Raw genomic sequence first — 17,463 nt, 5'->3', positions numbered from 1 at the left:
GAGGACAAAATCATGGAGAAACACATTATGGGAGAAAACGGAATCAGCTATACTTTGGGAGAGGACGGTCTGTATTATCCAGACCTGTACCTCCCGGAGGAGACGGAGTATCCGATTGGGAAGTATGGAATGTTACGAAGGACGTATTTAAAAGGACATCGGAAAGGGCTGTATCTGGAGCTGGTACTTGCCGGAAAACTGAATGAGCATCTACACCAGATTGATGAGGAGTGTCATCAGATGATGGACAGGTTGGTGGAGCAGATGAAAGAAGAACAGGGAGTAACAGAAGAATTGAAGATGCAGGATCAGATGGCATGGGTTGGGAGAATGAATAATATCTGGGCTTGTGCGGAGGAAATTGTACTTCATGAAATAATAGTAAATTAAACCGCTGGTTAAATATTATGATATAATCTGAAAAAATAGATTTTATATCTAAAAAAATAGATATAGAATCTATTTTTATGCAAGCGATGTTGACGAAAAGATAAAACAATGATATACTAAACAGAACATACATTCGGAAGAAACATGAGGTGCGAGATGGCTATTTCATATAATGGACTATGGAAAATTCTGATTGATAACGGAATGAAAAAAGGGGATTTGAAGCGAAGAACAGGAATTAGTAATGGAACTATTGCTAAAATGACTAATGGTGAAGCAGTGACTTTAACTGTTTTGGAAAAGATATGTAATGAGTTAAATTGTGATATTGGTGATTTAGTTGAAATTGATACTTTCAATGTGAAAAAAGCAAAGGAGAAAAAGGATGCAAAAAGATAGATTGCTTAAACTGGTAGAAGCTTATCAGGAACACTTTAAACAATACAATAGACCAGATTACAATGAGACAGAAGTTCGTAATGATTTTGTAAATCCTTTTTTTGAAATATTAGGGTGGGATGTACAAAATAAAAAGAATTTGCCGCAGCATTTAAGAGAAGTAAAACATGAGGCATCTGTATTTGTAGAGGAAAACGGAAAACAAGTAAAAAAGAAGCCGGATTATGAATTTCATGTAGGTTCTACACCATATTTTTTTCTGGAAACTAAAAAGCCTAATGTAGATATCATGACAAGCAAAGAAGCGGCATTTCAAACTAGACGGTACGGCTGGAATGGAAATCTAGAAATATCTGTATTGTCGAATTTTACAGATTTGGTTATCTATGATACATCAGTAAGACCGAACGAGAATGATAAACCTTCAGTTGCCCAGATTGCTCATTTCCATTTTACAGAATATGTAGATAAATTTGATGAGATATCTAGGTTGCTTTCATATGAGACGGTGGTTTCGGGAGCTTTTGAAAGAACATTTGCGAATATATCCAGTTCGCTAAAGAAGGAACCATTTGATAAATATTTTTTATCACAAATAAAGGTATGGAGATTGGTATTAAGTGAGGATATTTTTGAAAATAATCCGACGATTAATCAGGAAACATTAAATATTTTCGTTCAGAAATTGATTAATCGAATTGTATTTTTAAGAATATGTGAAGATCGAGAATTAGAAAAATATGAAAGCCTTAAAAATATAGGTACATATGTGGAGTTGAAAAAAGTATTTGCGGCGGCAGATAAAAAGTATGACTCTGGACTATTTGAATTGATTGATGGGGAACAATTTGAAATATCTGATAGTGTACTTGTGGATATCTTTAAAGAATTGTACTATCCAAATAGTTGTTATGAGTTTAGCATAGTCGATCCATTTATTATTGGCCAAATTTATGAATTATTTTTGGAAGAAGAAATAGTAATAAAAGAAAAAACAGTAGTTGCAGAAAGAAAACCAGAAATTGTAGATTCACAAGGAGTGGTAAACACGCCCAAGAATGTTGCAGATATTATTGTTAAAACGACTTTGAATCCGCTGTTTACAAATGAAAAATTTACGGAATGGGGAAATTATAGAATAGTAGATATTTGTTGTGGATCTGGAAACTTTTTACTTGCCGCATATGAATTTATTATAAATCGTTATGTTGAATATTATATGAAAAATGATTTGGAAACAGCTATACAAAGGGGAATACTTATTCGTGACACGGCAAATAATTTTAAGTTGTCGTATGAACAGAAGAGAACGATTTTACAGAAAAACATATGGGGAGTAGATATTGATATTTTGGCTGTGGAGGTTGCAAAATTTAGTTTGCTTATTAAACTTATTGAAGAAAGCTCTTTATATGAAATGGAATGTTTTGTAAAAAATAATGGTTGCAGAATTCTTCCGAGTCTAGATAACAATATTAAAAATGGTAATAGCCTTGTAGATGAAAAGTATATGCAATATAATCAGGATTTGTTAGAGGATCCGGAATTGGTTGAAAAAATTAAAATTTTCAATTGGGAAACGGAGTTTGCAGGGAAAAAATTTGATGCAATTGTTGGAAATCCGCCATATATTCGAGTACAGAATATGGTGCACTTTTCTGAAAACGAGTATGAGTATTATAAATCTGAATTTTCAGAGTATGAAACGGCAAGAACAGATTTATTGGACAAGTATTTTTTATTCCTTGAAAAGGGATTGACACTATTAAAAGCGAATGGAAAAATGGGATATATAATTCCGCATAAATTTATGCTTATTAAATCGGGCAGTTCCTTGCGGAAAATGCTATCAGAGATGAAATGTGTTAAACAAATTATTCATTTTGGTACAGAGCAGGTTTTTAAAGGAAGAAGTACATACACTTGTCTTTTGTTTGTTGAAAAAAAAGAACGGAAATCATTTGAAATTGGTTTTGTCAAAGATATTAATAGGTTTTATGCAACAGGAGCAGTTGACATGCAAGAATACCCTATTGAATATCTTGGGGTAGCACCATGGACTTTTTTATCAAATGAGATAGTGCAAACTTTAGAAAAAAAGAAAGAATATTGTCAGCCGCTGGAATCTTTAGTTGATATTTTTGTCGGTTTACAAACAAGTGCAGATCCAATATATATTATTGAACCAAAAGAAGAAAAAGAAGGGATTATAAAATTTATTGATTGTAGAGGAAGAGAGTGGCAAATTGAATCGGCAATTACTAAACCATGCATTTATGATTTGCAACTAGAGAAATATGCCCAAATTAATGAAAATAGACGAATTATTTTTCCTTATTATCAGAAGGAAAAGAAACAAGTATTATATTCCATGGATGAAATGAAACAATTGTTTCCTAAGACATTGGAATATTTAGATTCCTTTAAAGAAGAATTATGTAAACGTAGCATTAACAATATGTCGGAGAATAATTGGTATCAATTTGGTAGGAGCCAAAGTTTAAAGAGGTTTGTAAAGGGTGATCATTTAGTTTGGTCAGTTTTAGCAACTCAGGGAAATTATGTATATGATGCCAGAACAATTTGCTTTACTGGTGGAGGGAATGGACCATTTTATGGATTAGAAAAGAAAGATGATACAAGAGAATCCTTGTTTTACATTCAAGCAGTATTGAATTATTGGATGATAGAAATGGTAGTAAAGAGTAAAGCAAGTAAATTTCGAGGGGACTATTATTCTCATGGAAAACAGTTTGTTGCACAGTTACCAATCTATAGAATAAACTTTGATGATTTAAATGAAGTGAAACTTCATGATGAGATAGTTGATACCGTTAAGAAGCTTATGGAATTAAAAAATAAAAGAGACGAACAGCATACAAAACTTCAAAAAGAAACGTATAAGAGATTGATTCAAATAGAAGATAAAAAATTAGATGGATTAATTTCAAAATTATATGGAGCTGAGAATTGTAGACGAGAGGATTTAGATGAAGAGTAAAAAAAGTTTTGATAAGTTGCGTGGGGGATATTACACCCCACAGGCTATTACAGAATTTATTTGTAAGTGGATAATAAGTAAGAATACCAAGAAAGTGTTAGAACCAAGTTGCGGCGATGGAAATTTTTTAAAAGCTATAGTAGAAAGAAGAGAGAAACTTAATTTAAATTTAGATATTACAGGAGTAGAATTGTGCCTTGAAGAAGCAAGGAAAGCGATGAAATATGGTACGAATGTAGAATGCCAGGATTTTTTTGCATTTTATAGAGATAAGGTTGTTGGAAAAAGGAACTATGATGCAATTGTAGGGAATCCCCCATTCATTCGGTACCAAGATTTTGATGAAAAATCCAGAGAAATTGCATTCTCTTATATGAAAGAAAATGGATTTCATCCGACAAAATTAACTAATATTTGGTTGCCTTTTTTGGTTTTATCATGTTTAGCGTTAAGTGAAAATGGAAGATTAGGAATGGTTATTCCAGCAGAGCTCTTTCAAGTAAATTACGCAGGAGAAACGAGAGAATTTTTAGCACAATATTTTGACAGACTAACATTAATTACTTTTCAGAAATTGGTTTTTGAAGAGATTCAACAAGAAGTGATTTTGTTATTAGGAGAGAAAAAGTCTGAGGATAAGGGAATTCAAGTAATTGAATTAACTGATTTAGATGACTTAAAAGAACTAGACCTTAATAATTTTTATAATTATGAAATGAAAGAGCTTAATCATAGTACAGAAAAATGGATTAAATACTATTTGACAAATCGAGAAATAAATTTAATTAGAAGATTGAGGGAAAGTGAAAAAATACCGTTTACAACAGAATTGTTTGAAATAAATGTAGGCTTAGTAAGCGGAGAAAATTCGTTCTTTTTGTTAAATAGAAACACAGTTGATGAGTATCAGCTTGCTAATTCAACTCGTATGGTCATTGGAAGAACGGAGCAATTAAAAGGGGTTATTTTGTCAGAACGAGATTTCAAGGCATTGATCGAAAACGGAAAAAAAGTGTACATGTTTATGCCTAAAAATTTGCCTTTTTCAGAGCTTAGTAAAGAAGAACAAGAGTATATTAATTATGGCGAAGAACAAGGATACAATAAAGGATATAAATGTCGCATAAGAAAAAATTGGTATTGTGTTCCACAATCGTGGGAGCCGGATGCCTTCATTTTAAGGCAGGTTAATCGTTATCCGCGAATTATATTAAATCATGTAAATGCTGTGAGCACAGATACAATTCACAAAGTGCGTTTCTTAGATGGAGTTAATCCTGAGTTTGTAGCAGCGGCTTTCTTAAATTCTTTTACATTGGCATTGGCGGAAATTACTGGGAGAAGCTATGGTGGTGGTGTTCTAACATTTGAACCAGGAGAGATACGTCAATTAAAAATTCCAATGAAGAATGCAGAAAAATTAGATGTTACTAAAATTGATAAATTAATTCGGGATGACAAAATAGAGGAAGTACTTGATTATACAGATCGGATTTTGTTGATTGAAGGATTGGGATTAACAGAATTTGAAGTTACTACATTAAGAAATATATGGATTAAGTTGAGTGAGCGTCGGATTGGAAGAAAAGAAAGAAGAATTTCGTGAAAAAATTGTAAAGTAATGCGGAGATGAGATATGAGAATACTGGCGATAACTATTCAAAATTTTCGAAAACTCTTACAATGTCATATAGAGTTTAGTGAAAAGACGACACTTTTTGTTGGGGCTAATAATAGCGGAAAAACGTCTGCTATGGATGCACTCGGAAAGTTTCTTGCAGATAGAAACTTTAACTTTAATGATATAACTATATCGAAGCGTTCAGCTATCAATAAAATTGGTGATAGTTGGATACAAGAAGATAGTAAAGAACCTACGACTCTTATGGAGTGGGAAAGTTTAGTTCCCAAAATGGATATATGGCTTGATGTAGAGCGTGATGAAATACATTATGTAGCAAATATCATTCCAACATTGAAATGGCGTGGAGGAAAGTTGGGTACTAGACTGGCATTTTTGCCAAAAGATATATCTAAATTATTTGCAGATTACAGAGAGGAATATTTTGCAGCACGTAGAGCTGAGACTGCTAAGAAAAATGTTGAGATAAGATTATATCCTAAAAATTTATGTGAGTTTTTAGAGAAAAATCTCAATGCATATTTTTCGATTAAAACATATATTTTAGATGCTGCAAGAGAAGAAACAGAGATACCTCAGGAAACACCTTTTGAAATGGAATGTTTTATTGATAATCCATTAAAGAGAATTATTAAAGTGGATATGATTGATGCACAACGTGGATTTGCAGATCCAGATAATACGGAAGGAACAACAAAATCTCAAAAACAGTTATCTGAGCAAATGCGAGATTATTATGAAAAACATCTTGATCCGGAGAAATCTCCGTCATCAGAAGATTTAGATATTTTACAGGCTGCTGAACAGGCACGACAAGTGTTTGATAAAAATCTTATTATTAAATTTGCACCAGCAATTCGTGAATTGGAGGAATTGGGATATCCAGGAATAGCCGATCCCAAACTTACAATCGCTACTAAAATGGTTATGGGTGAAACTTTAAAACATGATGCGGCGGTGCAGTACACACTTAGCAGGAGTGATACAACTTTAAAATTACCAGAAAAGTATAATGGATTAGGCTATCAAAATCTTATCTCTATGGTTTTTGATTTGATGAGGTTTCGAGATGATTGGATGCATGAAGGGAAGGCAAAACAGATAAAGAAAACTTCAGGTTTGGTGATTGAGCCGTTACATATCGTTTTAATTGAAGAACCAGAAGCACATTTACATGCTCAGGTGCAGCAAGTATTTATTCGTAAAGCATATAGTGTTTTGACGAATCATAGATTTATAAAGGAAAATAGTAACTTTGCTACGCAGCTAGTAATCAGTACTCATTCAAGTCACATAGCAAGGGAAAGCAATTTCGCTGATTTGCGTTATTTTAAAAGATTGGCAGAAAATTCAACAAATATAATTGCAACATCAAAAGTGATAAATTTATCTGATGTATTTGGCAAAAATGATGAAACAGATAAATTTGTAACACGCTATTTACAAACAACACATTGTGATTTGTTTTTTGCAGATGCTGTGATTTTGGTTGAGGGATCAGCAGAAAATATGTTAGTGCCACATTTTATACGGAATAAATATCCTAAATTATATCAAAGATATATATCAATTCTTAGTATAAACGGGAGACATTCTCATCGACTAAATCCGCTGATTGAAAAATTATGTATACCTACACTTGTTATTGCAGACATAGATTCAGCCGAAGCAACAGGACATCATAAAGCTATTTTTCCAGAACGTGGAAAAGGGGAGATTAGTAGTAATTATACGATTACTCAATGGCTTCTTAAAGAAAAAAATTTAGATAATCTTTTGTCATTACCTTTTGAAAAGAAAGAGCTATTACGAGAAACGCCTTATAAATATCCTATTCGAGTTGCATATCAAACACCAGTTATTATTGATTATGGAGGGGACGATAAAGAGGCGATTGCGAGTACATTTGAAGATTGCCTTGTTTACACAAATTATAAACTTTTTAAAGAATTATCAATAGATGATACAGGTAGTTTGATAAAGAGTGTATGTGATGAAATTAATTCAGCAGATTCTTTTGAAACTTTTCACAAGAAAGTATATGAAACATTGCGCAATGGAAAATCAGATCAAAAAGCTGAATTTGCATTAGATTTGATTTATGCGATTGACCCTAATGAACTTACAATTCCTACGTATATTGATGAAGGTTTAGCATGGTTACAAACATATTTAGATCCAGAGGAATAAAATAATGAAAAAAGAAATACCGTTAGAAAAAAGTTATGGGGATGATCATGTTGATGATCATGTGGATAAGGAGATAGAAGATTGCTTTTCTACAAAAAATCCAAAATGTTTTTTTGTATTTGCAGGAGCTGGTTCGGGGAAGACGAGAAGTCTCATAAACACATTGAATTTTTTAGATAGAGAACAAGGCGAAAATCTTTTAATGAACGGTAAACAGGTTGCAGTGATTACTTATACAAATGCGGCATGTGATGAAATATCTAGGAGGCTACAGTACAAAACAATTTTTTCTGTGTCTACAATACATAGCTTTTTATGGGATTTGATAAAATACTATCAAGCAGATATAAAGTCATGGCTTGTAGAATCTGTTCAAAAGGAGATTGAGGAACTTCAAAGAAAGAAGACTAAGAAAACTGGAAGCAAAGCAGGCGAAAAAAGAGAAGAGAAGATAAAAAAGAAGATGGATAGGCTTGCTAAAATTAGAACAGTACAAAAATTTTCGTACAATCCTAATGGAGACAATGTTGGATATGATTCGCTTAGTCATAGTGAAGTCATTAAAATGAGCACGGAGTTTATTGCAACAGAACCAACTATGCAGGATATTTTAACTTCAAAATATCCAATTTATTAATTGATGAAAGTCAAGATACCAAAAAGGAATTGATTGATGCGTTGTTAATTGTGTGTGAAAAATACAGTGGGAAATTTATTGTTGGAATGTTTGGCGATACTATGCAAAAGATATATATGGATGGAAAAGAAGATCTTGCTAAATGTATTCCGGATAATTGGATAAAACCTGTTAAAATAATGAATCATCGAAGTGCAAAACGTATTGTCACTTTAGCTAATTCGATAAGAAGTACTGTAGATGACAAAAAACAACGAGCGAGAGACGATGCAGACGAGGGGATAGTACGATTATTTATTACTTCAGAATCGAAAGACAAGGAGTATATAGAAAAAAAAGTTGCAGAAATGATGGCACAAGATACTGGTGACGTTGGGTGGAATGATGATGATCAGTACAAAAGTTTGATTCTTGAGCACCATATGGCAGCAAGTAGATTTGGATTTTCTGAATTATATATGCCCTTAAATGATTCAAAAAAATTTGATACATCATTACGTGATGGTTCAATATTAGAATTATCGATTTTATCAAAGATTGTATCTCCTTTAGTGAAAGCTTATAAGATTGGAAATGATTTTGAAGTTGCCAAAATCGTTAGGAAAAATTCTCCTTTATTAAGTAAAGATGCTTTCGTAGAGGAATTTAAAGACCAAACAGAATTGCTGAAAAATGCTGAAGAAGCAGTGGAGACTTTGATGCAACTTTGGAATGATGAAAAAAATCTAACTTGTTTAGAAGTCCTGGAATCTATTCAAAATACAGGATTATTTGATGTTGGGAGTCGTATAGATGAATTATTAACAGAGTATTCTCAAGATGAAGATGAGAAGATAACAGCGCTGAGAACAGCGCTGTCTGTGCCATTTTACGAAGTAGAAAGATATGCATTATATGTTTCTGATAATACACGTTTCGCTACACATCAAGGTGTTAAGGGGTTAGAATTCCCTAGAGTTATGGTCATTCTGGATGACGCACAAGCTAAAGGTTTTTTATTCAGCTATGAGAAATTGTTTGGAGTGAAAGCACAGAGCGACACGGATATAAAAAATGAACGTGATGGTAAAGATACTGGTATTACACGAACAGCGCGTCTTTTTTATGTTGCGTGTACAAGAGCAGAAAATAGTTTAGCTGTTGTTGCTTATACAGAAAATGAAGAGCTGGTTAAAGCTACAGCATTATCGAATGGATGGTTCTTAGAAAATGAGATTTATATAATATAAAGTTTTGTAAGAAGTTGGAATAAAGGTTGTAAAATATTTTTGTGCCGGTTATAATGAAGTGGCAACAAATTGGCAACAGAAAATCAGCAAGCCCAAATAATATATGCAACTGAAATAAAATAACGGCAAAAAAGATACAAAACTTAAACAAATATATTTAATAATATCTTTGGACTTGCCGAGTTTGAATAAACAAAAATGTTTAGTAAATCCAGCGTTTATGCGGGTTTGCAGCACTTTTAAAAGTCTTTTGATAACAATTTGATAACGGTTGCATGAGAGCCATTATTCTTGTAATCCAGTGGTTTTAGGGTTAGAGAATGATTGACAGGTGGTTGTGCAACAAATAAATCCATATTTATCTAAAAAGCCCTTAGCTGTGGGTATAAAACTCATAGCTAAGGGCTTTTGTCGTGCTTATTTATCTGGTTTGAGTTTGTCTTGGAACATTTCGATCGTAAATAGTAAACCACACATCTCTAGAACTACACCTCCAAGTTTGAGATAATGTTGGAAAAGTTGTACAATACACTTTTCCCATTTTTCACACTAGGAGGTCAATTATGAACACCAAACTTGCCACAGCACAGATCCGTGTAAAAAACTGGGCTGCTATTATTCAGGAGCGCAACGAATCTGGTCTGTCTGTCAAAGATTATTGTGCACAGCATCAGCTTTCATGAGACTCTTATTATTACTGGCTCCGCAAAGTGAAAGAGGCCCTGCTTGTAGAAAGCGGCTTTGTTGAAGTAACGCAGCCAAAGCAGTTCCCTGTGCAGAGGTCTGTAACAGCTGATCCAAATGAAATGTTAACGCTCAAATTCTTCTGTGGTTCCAGTAACCGGAAGATCAAAGGGCTGGTCTGGGAGGAAGACGGCTTCCTGCTTATTTATAAGCGGCTGGAGGCGGGAACTTTTCAATGGCCCCGATCGGAAGCGGAAGCCCGGAACATCACTTCGGAGCAGTATCATCTGCTCATGAGCGGATACTCCATAGATCCATCTGTCCATAAGATCGATCCAAAACATCCAGTGTGACTTTTGTACAAAACAGAGAAGTTTTCTGTTTGATTCGAAAGCCTGTATGGGGATAAAAAGTTCTGTTTTTTATCCGCTTAACATGAATTGTGGACAGTCTTCTCTGCCACATGAAAAGTAAGCCGGATCCACCTGTTTTCAGGCAGCCTGGAAGGTATTCTCTACAGAAAGAACTGCTTTTGGAGCAGGAGTTTTCCACCGTCAAAATACCGAAAAGATATCGGTCTGATTTTTGTGTTTTTTCGCTTCTTCTGTTATACTGGATCCATAAAAGCGAAGGAGACTGATCGTCCGTATGGCACTTGCGTTATCAAAAGAACAGCTGGCAAAACTGAATAAAAAAGATATCCTGCAGCTCTTGCTTGAAAGCATGGAGCAGGAAAAAGAATTACGTAGCCAGCTGGCTGTTCTTACGGATGAGTTGAAACGGACAAACCAGCAGATGCAGGTGATCCTTGAAAAATGGAACCTTGCGCAGGCAACTCGCTTTGGACGTTTTTCTGAAAAAATGACATATGATACCGGAGCCTGCCAGCAGTTGGAACTAGCCATCATGTACGCGGAATGTTTCAATGAAGCAGAAGCATGTTTTTTACGGCAAATCTTGCTAATAACCCCAAGTTTCGCCTATAATAGGATTCAGTATGAATAATAGAAAGAAGGGGGTTAAGCAATGCAGGCATATACATATATTTCTAAGGGAAAGTTTGAATTAGTGGAAAAACCAAAACCGGTGCTTATGCACGAACGGGATGCGATTGTAAAGGTAACACTGGCCAGCATCTGTTCCAGTGATCTGCATATCAAACACGGAAGTGTGCCGCGGGCGGTCCCTGGAATTACAGTCGGCCATGAGATGGTAGGAATTGTGAAAGAAGTTGGGGCAGCGGTGACCCATGTGAAGCCGGGGGACAGGGTCACTGTAAACGTAGAGACCTTCTGCGGTGAATGCTTTTTCTGTAAAAATGGATATGTAAATAACTGTACGGAGGAGAATGGCGGCTGGGCCCTGGGATGCCGTATCGATGGCGGACAGGCCGAATATGTGCGGGTTCCATTTGCAGATCAGGGATTAAATAAGATTCCGGATGGAGTGACAGACCGGCAGGCACTGTTTGTGGGAGATGTGCTGGCGACCGGTTATTGGGCGTCGAGAATCTCTGAGATCACGGAGAAAGATACAGTTCTGATCATCGGTGCCGGTCCGACGGGTATTTGTACCCTTCTATGCGTAATGTTAAAGAAACCGAAACGAATCATTGTCTGCGAGAAAGATGAAAACCGTATCCGCTTTATAAAGGAGCATTATCCGGATGTATACACCGTTTCACCGGAGGAATGTCTGGAATATGTTCAGAAAAACAGTGATCATGGCGGAGCCGATGTAGTCCTTGAGGTGGCAGGAGCTCCCTCTACTTTCCGGTTAGCCTGGGAATGTGCAAGGCCTAATGCAATCGTCACAGTGGTAGCGCTTTATGACGAAGCCCAGACGCTGCCGCTTCCGGATATGTATGGCAAGAATCTTACCTTTAAAACCGGCGGTGTAGATGGATGCGACTGTGAGGAGACGCTTCGCCTCATTGCAGAGGGCAAGATCGATACGGAACCGCTTATTACCCATACCTATCCGCTTAGCCGGATCGAAGATGCATACGAGCTTTTTGAGAACAAGAAAGATGGAGTGATTAAGGTAGCGGTGGAGTGCTAGTTGGATAAAGAAAGGTAAGAGATACATGCAGAACATCAGATGGGCAGTTCTTGGAACCGGAGTGATTGCAAATGAAATGGCCGTGGCCTTAAAGAAAAACGGGCGAAACATCGATGCGGTGGGTAACAGAACCCATGAGAAAGCGGTTGAATTTGCAGAAAAATATGGGATAAAAAAGGTATATGATAATTATAATGACATGTTTACAGACCCGGATATTGATGTAATCTATATCACAACTCCCCATAATACCCATATTAATTTTATGCGCAGGGCAATTGAGAATGGAAAGCACATTCTGGTCGAAAAATCTATCACCTTAAACAGCCGGGAACTGGATGAGGCAATTGCTCTGGCGGATAAAAAGGGTGTTGTCATAGGTGAGGCCATGACGATTTATCATATGCCGATTTATAAAAAACTTAAAGAGATTCTTGAGTCAGGGAAACTTGGAAAGGTGAATCTGATTACTATGAATTTTGGAAGCTTCAAAGAATATGATATGAACAACCGCTTTTTTAATAAAAACCTGGCAGGAGGTGCCATGCTGGATATCGGGGTGTACGCGCTTTCCTTTATCCGTTGGTTTATGGATTCCAAGCCGGATCAGCTTTTATCCCAGGTAAAACCGGCACCTACAGGAGTGGATGAACAGGCAGGATTGCTGCTGATGAATCAGGAAGGCCAGATGGCATCTGTCATGTTGTCGCTGCATTCCAAGCAGCCGAAAAGAGGCATGGTATCCTGTGAAAAGGGATATATAGAAATCATGGAATATCCGAGAGCCTGGGAAGCGAGAATCACCTATACAGATTCCGGAGAAACGGAAGTGATTCAGACCGGTGAGCATGCAGATGCGCTGGCCTATGAGCTGGCGGATATGGAGAAAGCCATCCGTGGGGATGCAGAATGCATGCATTTGGATTATACAAAAGATGTGATGGGTATGATGACGGAATTCAGAAAAGAATGGGGATTTCAGTATCCGGAGGAGATGTAAATTATGGTACGAAAACACATCTTTTTTTCAGGTGATGTCCAGGGCGTCGGCTTCCGCTACCGCTCCTTTTATATCGCCCAGTCCCTTGGCCTGGCCGGCTGGGTGGAGAACCTGTGGGACGGAAGAGTGGAGATGGAAGTGCAGGGAAGCGAAGCTCCATTCGGGAAATGTTAGATCGGATTCAGCAACAGAGATGGATCAACGTGGCGGATATGGAGATCACAGAGATTCCCTGTGAAGAAGAAAGAGGATTTAAGATAAGATAGAGATAAAAATGAGGGGGATGTTACTATGTTTATCAATTTTTCCAATCATCCAAGCAGACTTTGGGCAGAGGAAGAGAGAAATGCGGCTCTTCAGTATGGAACGATTGAGGATCTGGCCTTTCCGCAGGTTCCGGAAGGCGCAGTCTAATCACTGGCTAAGCCAGTGGTCATGATTTGCATTACCAGAGCCAATTCCATTTTTGGGTGTATAAAAATACAGGAAAATGACAAAAAACATGTAAATTTTTAGTTGGCTTTTTAGCATTCTATGGTACACTAATATGGTATATCAAAAAATGGGAGGAAGACTCAAAAATGAGCAAAAAAGAAGAAAAAGGGCTAAAGTCCTTTAACAAGGGATTCCAAGTGCCAGATACCTACATTATCATCTTTTTAGTAGTCGTTATCGCAGCACTTCTGACATTTCTTGTACCAAAGGGATTTTACGAAACACAGGATATTTCATATATGATCAATGGTGTTGAAAAAACCCGTACAGTAATCAAGGACGGAAGTTTCCAGTATCTGACAGATGATGCAGGAAATGTAGTAACAGAAGGAGTAGCACTCTTTAGCGGAGATGGTGGAACAGGATTCTTCAACTATATGTATAACGGAATCGTAAATAGTTCTGCAATCGAGATTATCGCATTCCTTATGGTAGTAGGTGGTGCATTTGGTATCATGATCCGTACAGGTGCGATTGAATCTGGATTGATCGGATTGATCCGTAAGGCCAAGGGAGCAGAAAAACTACTGATTCCGATACTTTTCGTACTGTTTTCTCTTGGTGGAGCAGTTTTCGGAATGGGAGAAGAAGCGCTTCCGTTTACTATGATTCTTTGTCCGTTGTTTGTAGCAGTTGGATATGATTCAGTTATCGCAGTTCTTGTTACTTATGTTGCCACACAGATTGGTTTCGGTTCATCTTGGATGAATCCGTTCTCTGTAGGCATTGCACAGGGTATTGCAGGTATTGACGTATTCTCCGGTGCAGGATTCCGTATGGTAATGTGGGTCGTATTTACAGCACTCGGCTGTGGAATGACTATGTTCTATGCATCAAAGATTAAAAAGAATCCGACAATCTCAATCGCATATAAGACGGATTCATATTTCCGTGAGCAGAATGAAACAACAGGAATTGACGAAGGACATTCATTTGGTCTTGGACACATTTTAGTCCTTCTGACACTGGCTGTTACAGTAGTATGGGTAGTTTGGGGAGTTATGACTCAGGGATACTACATGCCGGAGATTGCAACACAGTTCTTTATTATGGGAATTGTTTCCGGTGTGTTTGGAGTTATCTTTAAACTGAATGATATGAAACTGAATGATATTGCAACATCTTTCAAAGATGGAGCAAAAGACCTGATCGGTGCTGCCCTTGTCGTTGCTATGGCACAGGGAATCATGCAGGTTCTTGGTGGTTCTGATCCGACAACACCTACAGTTATTAATACAATTATGTATAATATTTCAAATGCATTGTCTGGAGTTTCCGGAGCAGTTGCAGCCGTACTTATGTATCTGTTCCAGTCCGTATTTAACTTCTTCGTTGTATCCGGAACAGGACAGGCTGCCATCACAATGCCGATCATGGCTCCGCTGTCAGACCTGTTAGGTGTTTCGCGTCAGACAGCTGTAGTTGCATTCCAGCTTGGTGATGCATTTACAAACCTGATTGTTCCTACATCCGGATGCTTGATTGGATCTCTTGCAATTGCAAAGATTGAGTGGTCTAATTGGATTAAATTCATGTGGAAATTCCTTGGTGTCTTAATGATTGGTGCAATCATTACAGTTCTTGTTGCAGTTGGAATTGGATTCTAAAATATGTATTTTATCTCAGTCGAGAAGACTCCCACCTCTTTTGGTGGCGAGTAATAGCAAATTTGTCTCAGTGGGAGTGATTTGTGATGAAATTAATTCAGAATATTGATGTTTATGCTCCACAGCATCTGGGGAAAAAAGATGTACTTATAATCAATGATAAGATTGTTAAGATTAAAGATGCGGGTTCTATATCCGCAGACGGATTTCTTTCTGAGACAGAAAGGATCAATGGAGAGGGGCTACTTTTAACTCCGGGATTCATTGATAGTCATGTTCATGTACTCGGAGGTGGTGGCGAAGGCGGATTCGCCAATCGTACTCCGGAAGCAACCATGGAAGGACTTACGAAGTTTGGAGTGACAACCGTTGTTGGCTGCCTTGGAACAGATGGAATCGGTCGTGATATGTGTGCACTGGTTGCAAAGACAAAAGGATTGAATGAGCAGGGAATGTCTGCATACTGTTATACCGGAAGTTATCAGATTCCGGTCCGCACGTTGACTGACAGTATTGTGAAAGATATTATGATGATTCAGGAAATCATTGGAACGGGAGAAATCGCGATCTCGGATCATCGTTCTTCACAGCCGACTTTCGAGGAATTTGCACGTGTCATTGCGGATACAAGGCTTGGTGGTGTTCTTTCCGGGAAAGCTGGCATTGTAAATGTTCATCTGGGCGATAGTCCGAGATGCTTAGATCTGATTGAACGAGTAGTCGATGAGACAGAGATACCGGCAACTCAAATACTGCCAACACATATCAATCGAAATGAGATGCTTTTTGGCAAGTCGATTGAGTATGCACTGAAAGGCGGAGCAGTAGACTTTACTGGAAATGAAGATATTGACTATTGGGAAACTATCTGTGATGAGGTACGTGTATGTAATGGTATCAAACGGATGTTAGATTCAGGAGTAAATCCTGACCGCATAACAATTTCTTCTGACGGGCAGGGAAGCCTTCCGATGTACAGTAGTGATGGCAAATTCCTTGGAATGGGCGTTGGACAGTCCAGCTGCCTTCTGAAGGAAGTAAAGGAATGTGTATTTAAAACAGAAATTCCTTTAGAAATAGCAATTTCTACAATTACATCGAATCCAGCAGATATTCTTTGTCTTAAGGGAAAAGGTAAGGTTGAAGAAGGCTATGATGCGGATCTTTGTATTCTCGACCAGGAACTTCAGCTTGTTGAAGTGATTGCAAAAGGGAATACAGTTTATAAAAAATAAAGGATATCAGATGTGAGAAGCATCAGTCACTTAGTTGGCTGGTGCTTTTTTGCGTGCTTATACAGTTGATAAAATGATAACCTTGCATAAAAAGAGATGCTGTCTGCTGGTAGAATTAAAAAGAAAAAAAAGTTGTTGACATACACCACAAATATAATAACAATTCTAAATGTTTGAATTATAATTATTCTATATGATAGAAGAAGGAGATAAATGATAAATGGATGATTCCTTTCACTACTTGGGAGAGTTATTCTTTTATCTATTTAAGCGACCAGCTTAAGGCAAAGTTGACGGTATATCGGACGTTTTGTCCGAAACCATAGCCTGATCCCTTCTTTTACATACGACAGTATGCCTGAGATACCTTTAGCCAGCCGATAATAGCTGAAATGGATTTTTTCTTTTATAGGGTCTGCTTTCTGTATGATTGCAACCTTCAGGGCATGCGTTTCTGATTTCATGGACATATGTGCCAGAAATGCCATGCACAGGGTAATATAAAAATTTAGGGCATTGATTGCAGTGAGCTTCCTTACACGGAAGTTTTCAAACTGAAACATCTGCTTTTTTAGAGGTTTCTGGGCTTTGTGCTTGCAAAATGCTTGCAGTAAGTAAAATTTCTTATAATTTGAAAATACCAAGATGAAAATATCAAGGAAAGAAATCCCTTGACATTTCCCACCAACATGCCTAAAATAATAAACAGATTGCATACATGAAATCAATCAAACCAAACAAACCAAAAGCTATGATCGTGTTTTATAAGATACTGTTTCCGGTCAGAGAGAAGAGGTCAGCGGCTGTGAGCCTTTTTCCGTTCAGACAGATATCCGAATTTCCCACGGGAGCTGCATTGCTGAAATTTAGAGTAGGCATTGCCGTCTGGTGTA

At 37.1% G+C, this 17,463-nt stretch carries 15 protein-coding genes; all 15 read left to right on the top strand.

The genetic code is table 11. The features are described from left to right. Positions 1–12 precede the first annotated feature (12 nt). The 15 genes from DW085_RS04915 to iadA all read left to right on the top strand — a co-directional run bounded on the left by DW085_RS04915 (position 13) and on the right by iadA (position 16,570). Complete coding sequence (locus DW085_RS04915; protein ID WP_118472197.1) at positions 13–390, top strand: TnpV protein; 378 nt, start codon at positions 13–15, stop codon at positions 388–390. A gap of 156 nt (positions 391–546) precedes the next feature. Continuing rightward, entirely contained in the window at positions 547–789 is a 243-nt protein-coding gene (locus tag DW085_RS04910) for a helix-turn-helix transcriptional regulator (protein ID WP_118472196.1), read from the top strand. Then, complete coding sequence (locus DW085_RS04905; RefSeq protein WP_182430791.1) at positions 776–3,790, top strand: N-6 DNA methylase; 3,015 nt, start codon at positions 776–778, stop codon at positions 3,788–3,790. The genes DW085_RS04910 and DW085_RS04905 overlap by 14 nt, the downstream gene beginning before the upstream one ends. Then, a complete protein-coding gene (locus tag DW085_RS04900; RefSeq protein ID WP_182430789.1) occupies positions 3,780–5,396 on the top strand; it encodes an N-6 DNA methylase in 1,617 nt (538 codons plus the stop codon). Before DW085_RS04905 ends, DW085_RS04900 begins: the two co-directional genes overlap by 11 nt. Before the next feature lie 30 nt (positions 5,397–5,426). After that, positions 5,427–7,622, top strand: a complete 2,196-nt coding sequence (locus DW085_RS04895) for an AAA family ATPase (RefSeq protein ID WP_118472195.1) — start codon at positions 5,427–5,429, stop codon at positions 7,620–7,622. A 4-nt stretch (positions 7,623–7,626) separates the two neighbouring features. After that, positions 7,627–8,259: a UvrD-helicase domain-containing protein gene (locus tag DW085_RS19600; protein ID WP_243033933.1), complete on the top strand. Its 633-nt coding sequence runs from the start codon at positions 7,627–7,629 to the stop codon at positions 8,257–8,259. Positions 8,260–8,288: 29 nt separating this feature from the next. Further along, positions 8,289–9,488, top strand: coding sequence for an ATP-dependent helicase (locus DW085_RS19595; protein ID WP_243033932.1), 1,200 nt, complete (start codon positions 8,289–8,291; stop codon positions 9,486–9,488). Between the two features lie 710 nt (positions 9,489–10,198). After that, on the top strand, positions 10,199–10,525 hold the full coding sequence (gene tnpB, locus DW085_RS04885; protein WP_347474982.1) for an IS66 family insertion sequence element accessory protein TnpB: 327 nt from the start codon (positions 10,199–10,201) through the stop codon (positions 10,523–10,525). Positions 10,526–10,820: 295 nt separating this feature from the next. After that, positions 10,821–11,177, top strand: a complete 357-nt coding sequence (locus DW085_RS04880) for a hypothetical protein (protein WP_118472193.1) — start codon at positions 10,821–10,823, stop codon at positions 11,175–11,177. Positions 11,178–11,198: 21 nt separating this feature from the next. Continuing rightward, positions 11,199–12,233 (top strand): alcohol dehydrogenase, encoded by a 1,035-nt coding sequence (locus DW085_RS04875; protein WP_118472192.1) that lies wholly within the window; start codon positions 11,199–11,201, stop codon positions 12,231–12,233. Positions 12,234–12,258: 25 nt separating this feature from the next. After that, on the top strand, positions 12,259–13,233 hold the full coding sequence (locus DW085_RS04870; protein ID WP_118472191.1) for a Gfo/Idh/MocA family oxidoreductase: 975 nt from the start codon (positions 12,259–12,261) through the stop codon (positions 13,231–13,233). Between the two features lie 3 nt (positions 13,234–13,236). Beyond that, on the top strand, positions 13,237–13,407 hold the full coding sequence (locus tag DW085_RS04865; RefSeq protein ID WP_347474981.1) for an acylphosphatase: 171 nt from the start codon (positions 13,237–13,239) through the stop codon (positions 13,405–13,407). A gap of 117 nt (positions 13,408–13,524) precedes the next feature. Then, entirely contained in the window at positions 13,525–13,647 is a 123-nt protein-coding gene (locus DW085_RS20155; RefSeq protein ID WP_022360385.1) for a hypothetical protein, read from the top strand. Positions 13,648–13,814: 167 nt separating this feature from the next. Then, complete coding sequence (gene yfcC, locus DW085_RS04860) at positions 13,815–15,335, top strand: putative basic amino acid antiporter YfcC (RefSeq protein ID WP_118468203.1); 1,521 nt, start codon at positions 13,815–13,817, stop codon at positions 15,333–15,335. Positions 15,336–15,421: 86 nt separating this feature from the next. After that, a complete protein-coding gene (iadA, locus tag DW085_RS04855) occupies positions 15,422–16,570 on the top strand; it encodes a beta-aspartyl-peptidase (protein WP_118472190.1) in 1,149 nt (382 codons plus the stop codon). Positions 16,571–17,463 lie beyond the last annotated feature (893 nt).

Origin of the sequence: Clostridium sp. AF50-3 (assembly GCF_003477445.1) — a bacterium.
Taxonomy (GTDB): Bacteria; Bacillota; Clostridia; order Lachnospirales; family Lachnospiraceae; genus Otoolea; species Otoolea fessa.
The sequence above is the reverse complement of the archived record's forward strand: the minus strand, read 5'-3'. Positions and strand labels throughout refer to the sequence as shown.